This is a genomic window from Chitinophaga sp. (assembly GCF_039596135.1).
Classification (GTDB): domain Bacteria; phylum Bacteroidota; class Bacteroidia; order Chitinophagales; family Chitinophagaceae; genus Chitinophaga.
In genome coordinates, this window is record NZ_JBCNKH010000028.1 from 1 (window position 1) to 15348 (window position 15348).

Consider the following 15348-nt stretch of genomic DNA (forward strand, 5'->3'; position numbering starts at 1 on the left):
TGCCGGATATGTGCACGACTTTTACACTCGAAGAAGTAATTGCTGTTTTAAGTGCATCATAGGTACTTACAACTGTGGGAGTGGCGGTTCCACCACCTGTTACGCCGCCGTTTTGGCTGGCCCAGCCAACCAGGCTACATTGAGCGTAAGTAAATAAACTGAAAAAGCAGCATAAGGCAGTTAAAGCCAATCTTACATACCGGGTTTTGGTCATAGGAGGTTGTTTTTACAGATAATGGTTATAAATAGAGCAGACTACAGTAAATTTTAAAATGATAGGCCTGAGTGGGTAACGTGTGTATCCCAGATATGGGTAGACGGGAATTTCAGCGCTGCGAATTTATATTTTTTTATAGAAATATAAATTAAAAAATTGCATATTTCATCATCATCTCTGATTATCAGGATGTAGCCATAAGATTTAGATCCTCACACGCGGGCTTCCTGCCTGGCACCAAACCTCCCCGGATTTTTTAAAGCGCACGCCTAAAATCATTTTATATCCCCGTTTATTATCATATCATTGCACCCACATTTTTAATTAACCTGTTCACATGAAATTTATTTATCTCTACCTGTTAACACTTTCAATCAGCATTTCCAGTTTAGCCCAGCAAAAGTCTTCCGTAAAATGGGGAGAGGACATCAAACTTAAAAAAGGCTCTACAGACCTTAAAGTTATTTGCACCGACAATACTGGTATCTACCTGGAGGAAGCCCACATTAAAATGAAATCTTACTTTGTGGTGGGCGCTACCTTCAGAGAATCGGGGACACTTATAAAAATGAACTCCAACCTTTCAGAAATTTACCGCTACAACTACAACAAGGATCTGCGTGGTAAAGAATTTGAACAATTTTTCCCTTTAGGGAATGACCTCTACATCATTGCATCCAATTATAGCAGAGGAGACAGAATGCTTGAATTATTCGCAGCAAAAGTGAATAAGGCATCCGGTGACCTGACTGTAAGATGGCAACGGCTGGCATCCTTACAGCAGGAGTCAAAGAAGGATAAGATTGAGTTCAAACTAACCTACAATACTGACAGCACAAAGATGGTGCTTGTGAGCAGTGTGCAGGGAAAAGAAAGGAACGAGTACAAGGTGCAGGAGTTCGACAGTAAACTAAAGGGCGCTAAACCTGTCGTTATCTCAAATGAATTTGAAGCCAAAAAATACCAGCTGGAAGATGTAATTTATACCATCAACCGAAAGGTAATCCTGGTAGGTCGTACCTATGAATATGAAGAAGGTAAAAGGAAAAAGGAAAAGTTCCTCGACTTTAACCATTACAATATTCGTGTGTATAATGAAGCCGGCAAACAGGAATCAGAAATTAATACAACCGTTAACGGTAAATGGCTGAGTAGTACCAAATTGCTGCAGGAAAAGAACCAGGACCTGATACTGGCGGCATTCTATAGCAATGAAAAGAAAAGCCGGAAAGTAAACGGGCTGCTGGTACAAAGGATCGATGTCAATACCGGGAAAGTAATTTCCACCTTCGATAAAGCCATCAATGATGCCATGTTGTCTAATGATGATAATGTAGAAGATGATGATAAGGAAGATGGTAAGGAAACTAAAGAGAATAAAAAAGATAAAGAAAGCAAAGACAGTAAATCAGCCAAAGCAGGAAAAGAAAACGCAAAAGATACTAAACAGGACGGTAAGGAAGAAGGAGAGGGTTTCTCCCGCTACATGCAGTTCAGAAAGATCTTCTACTCCTCAGATGGTGGGTTGATGATCCTGGCTGAATCTTTTGATACCTATACCTACACATCTTCATATTTCACACCAGGTACAAATGGGGCTCCCGGACGCTGGACATACACTACCTACAGGGTATATTCAAGCGGAGACCTGCTGATGTGTAAAGTAGCTCCCCAGGGCGAAATTGACTGGTTACAGGTAGTACCTAAAGCGCAAAGCGAACGCTATGCCGTTGGCTCAACGTCAACGGGAAGTGGCGCAACAATCAGCGGGTTTAGTTTCTTTTCCTCTTTGAAAATGCCATTTTATTCAGGATTTGGTGTGATCAAATCCGGCGATAACATTCACCTTGTGCTGAATGATAATCCTAAAAATGCCGGTGTGACTCAATCCGGGCAGAAGGTGAAGTCTGTTTTGCGCTTTGGTAAATCAGATTGTTTTATCATTACTGTTGATGAACTGACAGGTAAGATTAGCCGTAAAATGATTTTCAATAACAGGGAAATTCCTACTGCTATGCCAAGGAAAGGCGTTGTATTGGGAAATGACCTGTACCTGGTAGGACGCTCAGATAGGATGTTTGGTAAAACAAAGATTGCTGTTGGGAAGATATCAGTGAAGTAAAGGTAAAAAAGCCTCCAGACTTTCACCTGGAGGCTTTCTAAATTTCGGCGGGCTATGGAGGCCAACTTTTCGACTGGTTGTAGTTCTCTCATTGCTGAGTACTACCTGACCGGCCTGCTACGTGGGCTTACGTACGCTGAGGAAGAAACCCTGCAGGTGCTTACAATTTCCAGAGCAGATGAAAAAGATGGCGATACAGATTCCCCGCAACAAAAGAAGGCAAAGCTTTGCAAAGCAGATAAGGAGACAACAGAAAAATTTAGGCGGCAATACATCAGAAGCATGAAAGTATTTTTTTGATAATAATTATCAAAAGGCAGATGTATGTCGCATGCTGATGTGGTTTATCCAATACCAAACAAACGGACCAGGCAATCATTTTCCGATAACTTTCTTACGATGGGCAAGACCCCAAAAATGAAGTTCGTCTAACACTTTTTCAAGCGACAATCCGTGTGGTGTTATTGAATACTCAACTGTAGGCGGGAAAGTATCATATACATCTCTGCGGACAAGTTTATTTGCCTCCAAACTCTTTAACTCCCTGGACAATGTCTTATCAGTAATTCCGGTGACTTCTTTTGATATCTGCTTAAACCTTTTAGGGCCTTCTGCTAATGAAAACAAAATAAGCAATTTCCATCTTCCCTCAACAGCTTCAAGAGCATCTTTGATAGAAAGCATTGTTTTCGGACAACCTGGATTTGACAACATTTCTTTCCGTTTTTACTTTACTTTCCATTTGGATAGCGCTATCCAAACAGGAAGTAATATCATTTGGATAGCAAAAGTAAATAGATTTGCTGCAACAAGAAAAAAGTTATGGCAACAGAACAAAACACATCGAAAACAATGAACATTATTGTTTGGATTGCACAAGCCCTTTTAGCCGCCATCTTCATTTGGGCAGGGTCTATGAAAATATTTCGCCCCGGCAGTTTACCTTTCCCCTGGATAAAGGACAACCCTAATCTTGCTTTAATTACGGGTATTGTTGATGTACTGGCAGGAGTTGGAATAATACTGCCAGCGTTACTACGCATTAAACCCCAATTAACAATATATGCAGCATACGGGACGATTACTTTGATGGTAGCCGCATGTATTTTTCACATTTCAAGAGGCGAAGCAAAAGATATTGGTTTTAATATTTTTGTTATCGCTCTTGCCATACTCATTGCCTGGGGTAGACAAAAAAAGCACCAATAATACCCACTGCTTAGCGCTTCCCTCTTCTACAAAATGACATCCCCAAAAAAATAAACATGAAAAAAATCTTTTGTCCCGCTAGGGCAGCGGCAGTACTTTGCTTATCTGCATTTACTTTTGTTAAATCATCTGAATGGAAAGTTAATGAAGGAGCTTATAAAGTCAGTTTTTCGGTAAAGGCGCTACCATGGTTCTTTTTTGTACCTCTTGGGCTTCTTCAGATAGAAAAGCAACCCGAAACTTTTGTCCATTATCTCACTACATTTTAAAAGGTGAATAAATGTAGGATCGAAGCGTAAAACAGACAAGATATTCAGCATTTAAATATGTTGGCTTACAACAAATTAAACACTTTTCGGTGAGTCTTTTTTTTCGCCATTTGCGGATTTACCGAAAGGAAATTTGAGTCTTTTTGTAAAATCCGTAAAAAACAAAAGCCTGTAAACACTACGTTTTACAGGCTTTTTTTATTTTTAATTACTTGATCTAGCGGGTTACGGGGGACGAAGTTCGAACCAGTTTACAGAAGATTTATCTGAGATTCACAACTTTATTGGTGAAATGAAATTAAAAATCTGTTGAAAGCCAGATAACGCTCAAATTTTATTTACATCTTAGGGTATACTTGGTTTAATATCGAAACATCAGCGTTACCATATCACCTTCTAAAAATATCAGCCTCTTGCTATCCTATATCTATATTTGATAATAGTATTATATAATTGATAGTGAATTGTTTAACTGTAATTTTTCTTTGCCCAATTGTTGTCATGTATAAAAAATTGAATTATCTTTACATGACAAGTGCCTCATGTATAATTTCTATGTATGAAACCTGATAAGCCATATAATGATCTTATTCCACTGCCTCCACAAAGAACGATGATATAAACCCTGCCTATATTAAGGCAATTGGTTAATTCGTCAGTGGCTCTAGCTGAATTAAAAGGATTGGTCAATATTTTACCCAACCCCAATATTTTGCTCAATGCAGTTATATTAAAAGAAGCAAGTGCCAGTTCAGAGATTGAAAATGTTATTACCACTCAGGATAAACTTTACCAGGCATTATCTGCTGATATATCCTTAATTGATCCGGCAACGAAGGAGGTGCTTCGCTATCGGGAAGCAGTTTTATATGGATTCAGTTTTATCAGGCAGAAAGGCTTTTTAAATACCAACTCCATTGTCAGTATTCAACAAAAGCTGGAAGAGAATAATGCAGGTATACGTAAATTACCAGGAACAGCATTGCGTAATGGAGCGACAGGAGAAGTTATTTATACTCCCCCTGATGACTATGATACTATCCTTAAGCTGATGAAAAACCTGGAAGAATATTTAAATGATAAAGGCGATCTTTCTCCCCTAATTAAACTGGCAGTGCAACATTATCAGTTTGAAAGTATTCATCCCTTCTATGACGGTAATGGTCGCACAGGAAGAATCATCAATGTTCTTTATTTGATCATTCATGGATTAATTGATAGTCCGATATTATATCTGAGTGATTTCATAATAAAGAATAAACCTGATTATTACAGACTGTTACAGAAAGTGCGCATAAGTGGAGAATGGGAGGAATGGATTCTGTATATCCTGAACGGAATCGAGCAAACTGCAAAGCAAACAATTAATCAGATTAAAGAGATTAATAAGTTATTTATTGCCACACAGGAGAAAATAAAACTTGAGGCTGAAAAGCTATACAATAAAGAGTTGGTAGAATTATTATTTGAACAGCCTTATTGTAGAATTGAATATGTGATTGAGCGATTAGGTGTATCAAGAATTACTGCATCTAAGTATCTGAAAGGATTGGAAAAGATAGGGATATTAGAATCCAGGCGTGTGTGGAAGGAAATATTGTATATCAACACAAACTTATTTGCATTGCTAAAAAATTAATTAACATTAGCAGGGAATTGCTACATCAGAAAGTTCAATTGATTTCGAACTTAAATGTAGTTGAAAACAAACAAGTTAGGAATTCATGATTATACATAAAAAAGCAAAACCCGCTCTATGACCGGGTTTTGCTTTTTTGCGGACTACAAGGGACGAAGTTCGAACCTGTTTTCGGAGGATTTATCTAAAATTTGCCAATGGATTAGTGAAATTTATCACTGATTTGCAATTGTGAATTATAGATATTCAGTAAATATTTTTATTACCCTATTTATAAATGATGTCTAAATTCCCAATTCTAACTCTCCTATTTCAATCCACTATGTTCTGAGGCGACTATTAAACAGCCAATTTTAAATTACTGATTTATTCAATGGCCTTATTATTTTGGAGCCACTTATGCAATTATAATGTAGATCAAAACTGTTGAAGAATGTAAATATTCTTTTGTAATAGAAATGATTCTGATTTGTCATGAAAGTGAGCAATTAATATAAATATATTAATTACTCATAATTAATGCTTTGTGTTAAATATTTTGATTTAAAATTAAACTTGCAAATTAACTTATAAGTGAATAGCTTTGTATTAGAAAAATGGGACGATGAAACAGATAAGTGTACATTTTATACAGTACGCAAGGAAGGAGCTAAGAATTCGGAAACGGATAAATTCTTTAAAAAATACTCCGCCATTCCCGAGCTTAAAAAACCTACACAAATACTATTAAGTTTTATTTTGGATAGCATTGGGAATGATTACGGAGCAATTGACTTGTTATTCAATCGATTTGAAAATGAAGTGATTGGCTTACCCAACCAAGGGAAAGCAAAATTAGGCGAGATTACATTTTTTTATCCCAATTTTCCTTTAAGATTATACTCTTTAAGAGTAAATAATCGCTCCGATCTAGTAGTATTATTTAACGGCGGAGTGAAATCAGCATTAACAAACCAAGCAAGCAGAGATCTGAATTTGAAATGGCGGGAAGCTTGCCAATTTGCAAGAAGGATAGAAGAAGCATTACTGAATAAGGAAATCTTCATTGATCAAAAGAAGAGTGAAATGCGAGCTGATGATAGTGGGGAGGAAATCATTTTATAAAAATTATTGGTATGCGAAGTAAAGTAGCAAAACAAATTCTGGAAGAAACACCGGCGGAGGTAAGAATATTTGTAAGACAATATACAGATATTGTTATAAGGATTGAACAGATTTTGCAGGCAAAAGGATATACACAGAAAGACCTCGCAGGAAGAATGGGGAAGAAAGCCTCTGAGATTAATAAGTGGTTAAAAGGGAATCATAATTTCACTTTAATGACATTAGCAAAATTAGAAGCTGAACTCGGTGAACCAATTATCCATATTTCCAGCCAACGTTTACATAAAAAGACAAGAAAGCAAATTGCCTGAAACGCCTTGAGGTAATAGTTTATTGTGAAAATTATAGATGCAATATAACTCCATAAATTTTTAAGCACTGATAACTTTGGCTTTTCTTTCTTTAGTTCTTCGTTAAAAGTTTCAATCAGCTCCCCTGCTTCCTGCTAGACGCAAACTCGAAAACCCCAATTAAATTATTTCATAAATTGGATAGTCATAGCCGTTCTTTTGAAGAAGATTAAGACTAATTTGTATTTCTTCATGTACATGTTTTAAGGATAGATTAAAAACTAAAGAATTGCTTTGGTTATTGCATTTCGAATTACATGACATGAAAAAATCTAGCTCTTTTCCCAAATCAAAAAACTATACCTTCTCACTTTTTGGAGTAGTCGATTATAGTAATTTTTATGGCAAGTCCGCTCCTGGAGATCCGATCGAACAGCTTTTCGAATATCCTACCGATGTATTGATCATCATACTCTCAAGAATAAATGCTATCATTTTTGAATGCCAGGGCAGTCCCAATCAAATTGATACCCAAATATTTCGTTTTGTATTTAATAAAATACACAAATCGGCTTATGAACGTTTAACTCAAATATTTTCAACTCATCAAGGAAAGTATACTGTGGTTTTCACTTCGCAGGCTATCGTGAACCTGATGGCAAAACTAATTGCCCGCTACAGGCCTATAAAAGATATGGACAATATCAATGAAGAAAATGAAGACCTTTTGCAAATGGCACTGTTCGACGCAATCCTTGCCATTAATGATGAATATTATAACCGCGCCGATAATAAAAATCTATTGTCATTAGAATTTCTTTGGAAGCTCGAATTATTTCAGCAGGAGTTCGCTAGAAAAAAATCTAACATGTATGGAGTTAATGCATTGAAAGCATTTTTATTCTTTCGTTTTATAGAAGAGCGATACGGCCCGCAGCTTTTAAAGGAATTTTCCGACGCATTTAATGTAGCATCTCCCTACAATTTCTATTCTATATTCGTAGAAACAATAATCAATTCTTATAATAGCTTTGAGCATGACAAGAATCCCCGGTTCTGCATAACTGATAGAACATTACAACTCGTATTCAAATCTTTTGTCTATGATCCAAATTCTACATCCGACAATGTATTTTCCGGCGAATCCTTTGCACTCATTAACCAACCATTTTACCGTTTTTCGGAAGGTATAGCTGTTCTCGATTTTGATTTCGTCTCGAATCTAACAGATGTAAGTCTCATCTATTATTTCTATAAAGTCACCTCGCTAAATAAAAATCATGGCATTAAAGATTATAACGTATATCTGGGCATAATTGGAAAGTGTTTTTTTGAAGAGTATATCATGCTGCAGTTAATCAGGAAAATATTCACGCACAAGTACGACAGTATTAAGACAGACAATGATGACCCTCAATATCCTGACATTCTAATCTTACAGAATAACAAAGATGTATTTGTCATTGAAGTCAAATCAACAAGAGTACATGGAACAGTAGTAGATAGAGCTGACACGCAAAGATTCAAGCAATTCCTTCAGGATCAGTTTGCCAATGAGAAGAAATCCGTTGGAGGAAAGAACAAGGGGATTTATCAGCTAAAAAGTCAAATCCGGTATCTCCAATCACTTGGAAGTAAATTCAGGATTTATCCAATAATTGTTTACACAGAACCGTCTCTGGATATTTCTGGGGTAAATACCTTTCTTGATGAACAATTCGAGGCCATTATTTCAGAAGTTCAAAATTCGTTCATAAAAATCAATCCGCTTACACTGATTAATCTCAATTTCTTTATTGAATATTATCCGCAATTGAGGTCTGAACGTTATTTCCTACGCGACAGAATTACTGAATATCATCATCGCAAAAAGAAAGAATTAAAAGAAGCCTTCAGACAAAATAACTCCTTGACCTATCTGTATGCCCAGTTTTCTTTTATGCGCTTCATGGAACAGGCTTATCCAACTGGTAACCGGATGACGTATTTTTAGATGGCTGCCGTTGATTTTGGGTTTAGTATGTAATAAAAAAGAGAAATTTTGCAAAAAGGAAGGTATAAAATTGGGACTAACTTCAAATGGACATCATAGTAAAGATAAGGACATCAACGAAAAAGTTTATGGTTGGATGATATAACAAATTTAGATTTCGAACACCAAAAGAATTCAGAACAAACAACTTAGGAAGTTATCAATATTCTTTAAAAAAGCAAAACCCGCTCATAGAGCAGGTTTTGCTTTTTCGCGGTGAGAGAGGGATTCGAACCCTCGGTACAGTTTGACCCGTACGACGGTTTAGCAAACCGTTCCTTTCGGCCACTCAGGCATCTCACCGAAAAATTCCCCGTTAGGGGTTGCAAAAATAATAATATTTCCTAATTCTCCAAAAGCAATTGAAAAAAAGTAGAAATTTTTCTATTCGTTATAATATTCATAAATAATCCGCCTCCCAATTTATTCCCGGATTAATACTTTACCTTGTTAATACCAATGCGAACAAATTTGCCAACGACTTACTTAAAACCTACAACTAATGAAAGTATTCACTGATATACTTACTGACCCTGTTTACACAGCGGCCAACAAACCCATTTCAAAATTCCGGCAATTTCTGAAATCGATGATCCGTGACGAACGCGACCTTCCTTTTCTCTACCTCACCATCGAACTTACCCTCACCCTGCTGCCACTGGCCATCTTATTATTCCTGCCAGTACCAGACCTCGTATGGTGGATAGCTGCCGGCGCCTTTACCTTTTTGAACAATTTCAGGTACAAAGGCCCCTTTGGCCTCATGCTTCACTGCACCAGCCACCGGGCATTCTTTGAAAAGAAATACGGTTTACTGAACCATTACCTCCCCTGGGTGATCGGCCCCCTCTTTGGTCAGACACCTGAAACATACTATAGTCACCATATCGGCATGCACCATCCTGAAAACAATATGCCAGATGATGATAGTTGTACCATGCCCTTTCAGCGGGACTCCTTCCGGGACTTTAGCCAGTATTTAGGTAGTTTTTTCTTTGCAGGGATTGTACACCTGGCCCGGTATTTCATTAAAAAGAACCGTAAAAAATTGTTGGTTCGATCTGTAAGAGGCGAAATGCTATATATATTAATGTGTGTAGGCTTGTCTTTTGTAAATTTCCCGGCTACGCTGGTCGTGTTTATCCTGCCATTTGTGATTTCCCGGATTATTATGATGCTGGGTAACTGGGCACAACATGCTTTCATCTGCCCTTTAGACCCAGATAATGCTTATAAAAACAGCATTACCTGTATTAATACAAAGTATAACCACAAATGCTGGAACGATGGCTACCACATCAGTCATCATATCAAACCAAACATGCACTGGACCGAACATCCCCATTATTTCAGGAAAACATTACATGAATATATTGAGAATGAAGCGATCGTATTTGACGGTATTCACTTTCTGCACGTATGGCTGTGGCTGATGACAAAAAGATATGACCTGCTGGCAAAACACTTTGTGAATATCGGGAACCGCTTCAGCTCGGACGAGGAAATCATGGCTTTTTTAAGGCAGCGGACCAGGAAAATTGACCTGGCAACATTGGGGTCAGCTACGGTAGCGGTCGCCTAAAAAAGATAAAAACCGCCTGATACTCATCATTCATCCGACAAATTTTTATCAAATCATTCCCAACAAATGCACTACGGGAGGCCATCTGCCGCCTCCCAGCCCTTTACTTTCCCTTTTTCTTTCCCCATTATATTATATAATTCTTATGATTATGCGTAATCATAAGAATAAGTGCCTAAATTTGCGCTCTAACTTTCGATTTTAAAGTTCAAAGCAATATGCGCACTGTTACGTTAAAAAGGGTTGTGGTTACGGGGCTTGGGGCCTTGACGCCTATCGGAAATGATGTAAACACTTTCTGGAATAGCCTAAAAACAGGGACCAGCGGTGCCGGTCCTATTACACGATTCGACACTACAGAGTTTAAAACCAAATTCGCATGCGAACTGAAAGGTTTTGACATAGAAAAGTACATGGATAAGAAAGATGCCCGTAAAATGGACATGTTCACCCAGTACGCAATGGTTGCAGCCCAGGAAGCTGTTGAGGATGCCGGCCTGAACAAGGAAGGTGTTGACAAAACCATGATTGGTGTAATCTGGGCTTCCGGTAACGGTGGTATGCAGACCTTCGAAGACCAGATTGTAGAATTCGCTCAGGCCAACTTCGTACCTAAGTTCAATCCTTTCTTTATTCCTAAGCTGATCTCCGACATCGCTGCCGGCCAGATCTCCATGAAATATGGGTTCATGGGCGTAAACTATTGTACAGTATCTGCTTGTGCTTCTTCCAGCAGTGCGCTGGTAGACGCCTTCAACTTTATCCGCCTGGGTAAGGCCAATGCTATCGTAGCCGGTGGTTCAGAAGCCCCTGTTACCCGCGCGGGTATCGCAGGTTTCAACGCGCTGAAAGCCCTCTCTACCCGCAATGAAGATCCTACCACTGCTTCCCGTCCTTTCGACGCTGACCGCGATGGTTTCGTGATGGGCGAAGGTGCTGGTGCTATCATCCTCGAAGAATACGAACATGCAGTAGCCAGAGGCGCTAAAATCTACGCTGAAATGGTAGGTGGCGCAATGAGTGCCGATGCTTATCACCTGACGGCGACCCACCCGGAAGGTCTGGGCGCACGCCTGGGTATGACACGTGCCCTCGAAGACGCTGACCTGAAACCTGAAGATGTTGATTATATCAACGCACACGCTACTTCTACTCCTCTCGGTGATGCAAGCGAACTGAAAGGTATCATGGGCGTATTTGGTGACCACGTTACCAAACTGAACATCAGTGCGACCAAGTCTATGACAGGTCACCTGCTCGGTGCTGCCGGTGCTATCGAAGCAATTGCTAGTATCAAGGCAACCCAGCATAACCTGATTCCGCCTACTATTAATACCACTAACCTGGGTGAGGGTATCCCAACCGACCTGAACCTGACTATCGGTAAGGCACAGGAACGCGAAGTGAATGTTGCGATGAGTAATACTTTCGGCTTCGGTGGTCACAATGCAATTGTAGTGTTTAAGAAATATAATGCGTAACTGACGCATAATGATAATAGAAAGGCTGCATCCACAAGATGCGGCCTTTTTTTATGGCACCCTAAGTTTACCTTTTCTTCGACGCTTGTTCGAGTGTTGTTCGAGCGTTGTTCGAGCGTTCTTCGACGCTTGTTCGACGCTTCTTCGATGCTTGTTCGATTAAACTATACTCTAACCTTACTACCAAAAGGCTACCAAAAGATCACCAAAAGGGCACCTCAATATCCCTTCGATATATAAGTGCCCTTTTGGTGACCCTTTGGTGATCTTTTAACAGTGACTCTTCACCGAATCCTGACTACCCCTCTCCAAACTCTTCACTAAAATTTTTAGCAAAATCACAAATTATGCCGTAGCTTAGTATCAAATTAACCAGCCCAAAAAGGCTCGCAAATCAAATATGGCAAAGAAGAAAGAGAATGCATCGACGCCGGTCCTCACACCGGCAACGGCAGATGATCAAATAGCTGTGTTTGGCGCCCGGGTTCACAATCTCAAAAACCTGGACCTCACATTACCTAAAAACAAACTGGTAGTCATCACCGGCATCAGTGGCAGCGGAAAATCCTCCCTGGCATTCGATACCATCTACGCAGAAGGCCAACGCCGCTACATGGAAAGCTTTTCTGCCTACGCCCGCCAGTTCATCGGCGATATGGAACGCCCGGATGTGGATAAAATCACCGGCCTGTCGCCCGTTATCTCCATCGAACAAAAAACGACTAACAAAAATCCCCGCTCTACCGTAGGGACCATCACCGAAATTTACGACTTCCTCCGCCTGCTCTATGCCCGCGTAGGTATCGCATACTCCTATAATACTGGTAAACGCATGACCCGCTTCTCCGAAGAAGAAATCATGGACCACGTATTTAAAAACTACCCGAAAAAGAAACTCGTCATCCTCGCCCCCCTCATCCGTGGGCGTAAAGGTCACTACCGCGAACTCTTCGAACAACTCCGCAAACAAGGCTACCTCAAAGTACGCGTGAACGGAGAAATACTCGACCTGAAAGAAAGAATGCAGGTGGATCGCTACAAAATCCACGACATAGAACTGGTAGTAGACCGGGTGCAAGTACAGGACGACGCCCGCACCCGCATCAGCCAGAGCATCCAAAAAGCCCTGCAGATGGGAAAAGGCCTCCTCTTCATCATGGACCATGACACCAACAAAGTCAGCCAGTACTCCAAACAACTCATGTGTGAGGATACCGGCCTCTCCTACGAAGAGCCCTCTCCAAACACCTTCTCTTTCAACTCTCCCTATGGCGCCTGCCCCCGCTGTAAAGGACTCGGCACCATCTACCAGATAGATATGGACACCGTGATCCCTGATCAAAATGTCTCTATCAATGACGGTGGCCTCGCCCCACTCGGCGAAGCCAGGGATACTTATACCTTTAAACAGGTACAACAACTTGCCAAAAAACATAAGTTTTCCCTGACAGCCCCCATCGGTAACCTGCCCCAGAAAACATTGAACCTCCTCCTTTTTGGAGATGAAAATGGTAGCCTGGAAATGGATATGGAATTCGGGGATAAGGGCGAAAATGATTACAACGCAGATTTCGAAGGGGTCATCAACACCGTTCGCCGTTATTTTAACGACACCTCATCTGACGCTGTACGCAACTGGGCCGAAAGCTTCATGAAACTACATACCTGCCCTGAATGTAACGGCTCCCGCCTCAAAAAGGAAAGCCTCTTCTTCAAGGTAGATGAAAAGAATATCTCCGAACTGGGCAACATGGACCTCGATAAACTGGCTGCCTGGTTCAAAGACATCGAAAAGCGACTGGATAATAAACAAAACACCATCGCCAAAGATATTCTCAAAGAAATAAGGGAAAGACTAGGCTTCCTGCTCAATGTAGGACTCACCTACCTTACCCTCAACCGTGCTACCCGCACACTGAGCGGTGGCGAAAGCCAGCGTATCCGCCTCGCTACCCAGATCGGCTCCCAGCTCATGGGCATCACTTATATCCTGGATGAACCAAGTATCGGTCTGCACCAGCGTGATAACATGCAGCTGATCGACGCCCTCCGCAACCTCCGGGAAATGGGGAATACCGTAATCGTGGTGGAACACGATAAAGATATCATGCTCCATGCCGACCACCTGGTAGACATAGGTCCGGGTGCCGGCGTACACGGTGGCCAGATCATTGCCCAGGGTACACCCAAACAAATCCTGAAACTCAATACCCCTACCGCCGGTTACCTGAATGGCAACCAGGCAGGTACCATCCCTGCCGAAAGGCGCAAGGGCAACGGGAAGTACCTGGAACTAAAAGGCGCCACCGGCAATAACCTGAAGAATGTGAGCGTGAAATTCCCACTGGGTACCTTTATATGTGTGACAGGGGTATCTGGTAGTGGTAAGTCTACCCTCATCAATGAAACGCTGTACCCTATTCTAAGTCAGCACGCCTACGATTCCAAACAGGACCCCATGCCTTACAAAAGCATCAAAGGCCTGGAAAATATAGATAAGGTCATCGAAATCGACCAATCACCCATCGGTCGTACGCCGCGTAGTAACCCAGCCACTTATTGCGGGTTCTTTACAGACATCCGTACCCTGTTTTCACAGGTGCCGGAGGCAAAGATCAGGGGCTATAATGCAGGTCGGTTCTCCTTTAATGTGAAAAGCGGTCGCTGCGATGTTTGTGAAGGCGGGGGGATGAGAGTCATAGAAATGAACTTCCTCCCTGATGTATATGTACATTGCGAGAAATGTAATGGCCGCCGGTACAACCGTGAAACATTGGAAATCAGGTACAAAGGCAAATCTATCTCTGATGTACTGGATATGACGGTAGATGAGGCAGTTGAGTTTTTCCAGCCCGTAAATTATATCTATCGGAAAATCAAGACATTGCAGGACGTAGGGCTAGGGTATATCACATTGGGACAATCTGCCGTGACCCTGTCAGGTGGGGAAGCCCAGCGCGTGAAACTGGCCACCGAATTGTCTAAAAAAGATACCGGGAAGACGATTTATATCTTAGATGAACCGACTACCGGCCTGCACTTCCAGGATATTCAGCTGTTGCTGAATGTACTAAACAAACTGGTGGACAGGGGAAATTCCGTGCTGGTGATTGAGCACAACCTGGATGTGATCAAGATGGCGGATCATATTATTGATCTGGGACCTGAAGGAGGTGCTGGTGGAGGTACGATATTGTGTACGGGAACACCGGAACAGGTGAGTGAGTGTAAGGAGAGCCATACCGCGAGGTTCCTGAAACAGGAGCTGAAAGGATAATAAAAACCGGTTGCAAGCCACTACAAAAAATCGCTTTTGCCATGGGCAAAAGCGATTTTTTGTTTCCGGGGAAAACAGATTCTACCCGCTAAGTCATTATCTTCGCCTCCAGAATTGTTATAACCA

At 40.9% G+C, this 15348-nt stretch carries 12 protein-coding genes, 1 tRNA gene and 1 pseudogene; 11 read left to right on the forward strand and 3 right to left on the reverse strand.

Translation table 11 applies throughout. From position 1 onward, the window contains the following. Nucleotides 1-214 (reverse strand): annotated as a pseudogene (locus tag ABDW16_RS16965) (hypothetical protein); the annotation flags it as partial. A 340-nt stretch (nt 215-554) separates the two neighbouring features. Here ABDW16_RS16965 and ABDW16_RS16970 point away from each other — a divergent pair. Both ABDW16_RS16970 and ABDW16_RS16975 read left to right on the forward strand, forming a co-directional pair. After that, nucleotides 555-2339, forward strand: a complete 1785-nt coding sequence (locus tag ABDW16_RS16970) for a hypothetical protein (protein ID WP_343671294.1) — start codon at nt 555-557, stop codon at nt 2337-2339. A gap of 54 nt (nt 2340-2393) precedes the next feature. Continuing rightward, nucleotides 2394-2639, forward strand: a complete 246-nt coding sequence (locus tag ABDW16_RS16975; protein ID WP_343671296.1) for a hypothetical protein — start codon at nt 2394-2396, stop codon at nt 2637-2639. A 75-nt stretch (nt 2640-2714) separates the two neighbouring features. On the opposite strand, the gene ABDW16_RS16980 is transcribed toward ABDW16_RS16975, so the two are convergent. Next, complete coding sequence (locus ABDW16_RS16980) at nt 2715-3053, reverse strand: helix-turn-helix domain-containing protein (RefSeq protein ID WP_343671298.1); 339 nt, start codon at nt 3051-3053, stop codon at nt 2715-2717. 108 nt (nt 3054-3161) lie between these two features. Between ABDW16_RS16980 and ABDW16_RS16985 the strand changes: the two genes are divergently transcribed. From ABDW16_RS16985 to ABDW16_RS17010, 6 genes are all read left to right on the forward strand, one after another. Further along, nucleotides 3162-3548, forward strand: coding sequence for a DoxX family protein (locus tag ABDW16_RS16985; protein ID WP_343671300.1), 387 nt, complete (start codon nt 3162-3164; stop codon nt 3546-3548). A 56-nt stretch (nt 3549-3604) separates the two neighbouring features. Continuing rightward, nucleotides 3605-3817, forward strand: coding sequence for a hypothetical protein (locus ABDW16_RS16990; RefSeq protein WP_343671302.1), 213 nt, complete (start codon nt 3605-3607; stop codon nt 3815-3817). 643 nt (nt 3818-4460) lie between these two features. Further along, on the forward strand, nt 4461-5456 hold the full coding sequence (locus ABDW16_RS16995; RefSeq protein ID WP_343671304.1) for a Fic/DOC family N-terminal domain-containing protein: 996 nt from the start codon (nt 4461-4463) through the stop codon (nt 5454-5456). A gap of 573 nt (nt 5457-6029) precedes the next feature. Beyond that, nucleotides 6030-6560 carry a hypothetical protein gene (locus ABDW16_RS17000; RefSeq protein ID WP_343671306.1) on the forward strand — a complete coding sequence of 177 codons (531 nt, stop codon included), beginning with the start codon at nt 6030-6032 and terminating at the stop codon, nt 6558-6560. Nucleotides 6561-6571: 11 nt separating this feature from the next. After that, nucleotides 6572-6871 carry a helix-turn-helix transcriptional regulator gene (locus ABDW16_RS17005; RefSeq protein WP_343671308.1) on the forward strand — a complete coding sequence of 100 codons (300 nt, stop codon included), beginning with the start codon at nt 6572-6574 and terminating at the stop codon, nt 6869-6871. Nucleotides 6872-7172: 301 nt separating this feature from the next. Further along, nucleotides 7173-8843, forward strand: a complete 1671-nt coding sequence (locus ABDW16_RS17010) for an NERD domain-containing protein (protein ID WP_343671310.1) — start codon at nt 7173-7175, stop codon at nt 8841-8843. Nucleotides 8844-9096: 253 nt separating this feature from the next. Here ABDW16_RS17010 and ABDW16_RS17015 read toward each other — a convergent pair. Continuing rightward, nucleotides 9097-9185, reverse strand: a tRNA-Ser gene (locus ABDW16_RS17015). Between the two features lie 199 nt (nt 9186-9384). Here ABDW16_RS17015 and ABDW16_RS17020 point away from each other — a divergent pair. From ABDW16_RS17020 to uvrA, 3 genes are all read left to right on the forward strand, one after another. Further along, nucleotides 9385-10464: a fatty acid desaturase gene (locus tag ABDW16_RS17020; RefSeq protein WP_343671312.1), complete on the forward strand. Its 1080-nt coding sequence runs from the start codon at nt 9385-9387 to the stop codon at nt 10462-10464. 218 nt (nt 10465-10682) lie between these two features. Next, complete coding sequence (gene fabF, locus ABDW16_RS17025) at nt 10683-11945, forward strand: beta-ketoacyl-ACP synthase II (RefSeq protein WP_343671313.1); 1263 nt, start codon at nt 10683-10685, stop codon at nt 11943-11945. Nucleotides 11946-12345: 400 nt separating this feature from the next. Continuing rightward, nucleotides 12346-15222 (forward strand): excinuclease ABC subunit UvrA, encoded by a 2877-nt coding sequence (gene uvrA / locus ABDW16_RS17030; RefSeq protein ID WP_343671314.1) that lies wholly within the window; start codon nt 12346-12348, stop codon nt 15220-15222. Nucleotides 15223-15348 lie beyond the last annotated feature (126 nt).

Bases quoted from the DNA above. Each gene is read 5' to 3' on its own strand.
- ABDW16_RS16970 (WP_343671294.1), top strand. From the start codon at position 555: ATGAAATTTATTTATCTCTACCTGTTAACACTTTCAATCAGCATTTCC.
- ABDW16_RS16975 (WP_343671296.1), top strand. From the start codon at position 2,394: ATGGAGGCCAACTTTTCGACTGGTTGTAGTTCTCTCATTGCTGAGTAC.
- ABDW16_RS16980 (WP_343671298.1), bottom strand. From the start codon at position 3,053: ATGTTGTCAAATCCAGGTTGTCCGAAAACAATGCTTTCTATCAAAGAT.
- ABDW16_RS16985 (WP_343671300.1), top strand. From the start codon at position 3,162: ATGGCAACAGAACAAAACACATCGAAAACAATGAACATTATTGTTTGG.
- ABDW16_RS16990 (WP_343671302.1), top strand. From the start codon at position 3,605: ATGAAAAAAATCTTTTGTCCCGCTAGGGCAGCGGCAGTACTTTGCTTA.
- ABDW16_RS17005 (WP_343671308.1), top strand. From the start codon at position 6,572: ATGCGAAGTAAAGTAGCAAAACAAATTCTGGAAGAAACACCGGCGGAG.
- ABDW16_RS17010 (WP_343671310.1), top strand. From the start codon at position 7,173: ATGAAAAAATCTAGCTCTTTTCCCAAATCAAAAAACTATACCTTCTCA.
- ABDW16_RS17020 (WP_343671312.1), top strand. From the start codon at position 9,385: ATGAAAGTATTCACTGATATACTTACTGACCCTGTTTACACAGCGGCC.
- fabF (WP_343671313.1), top strand. From the start codon at position 10,683: ATGCGCACTGTTACGTTAAAAAGGGTTGTGGTTACGGGGCTTGGGGCC.
- uvrA (WP_343671314.1), top strand. From the start codon at position 12,346: ATGGCAAAGAAGAAAGAGAATGCATCGACGCCGGTCCTCACACCGGCA.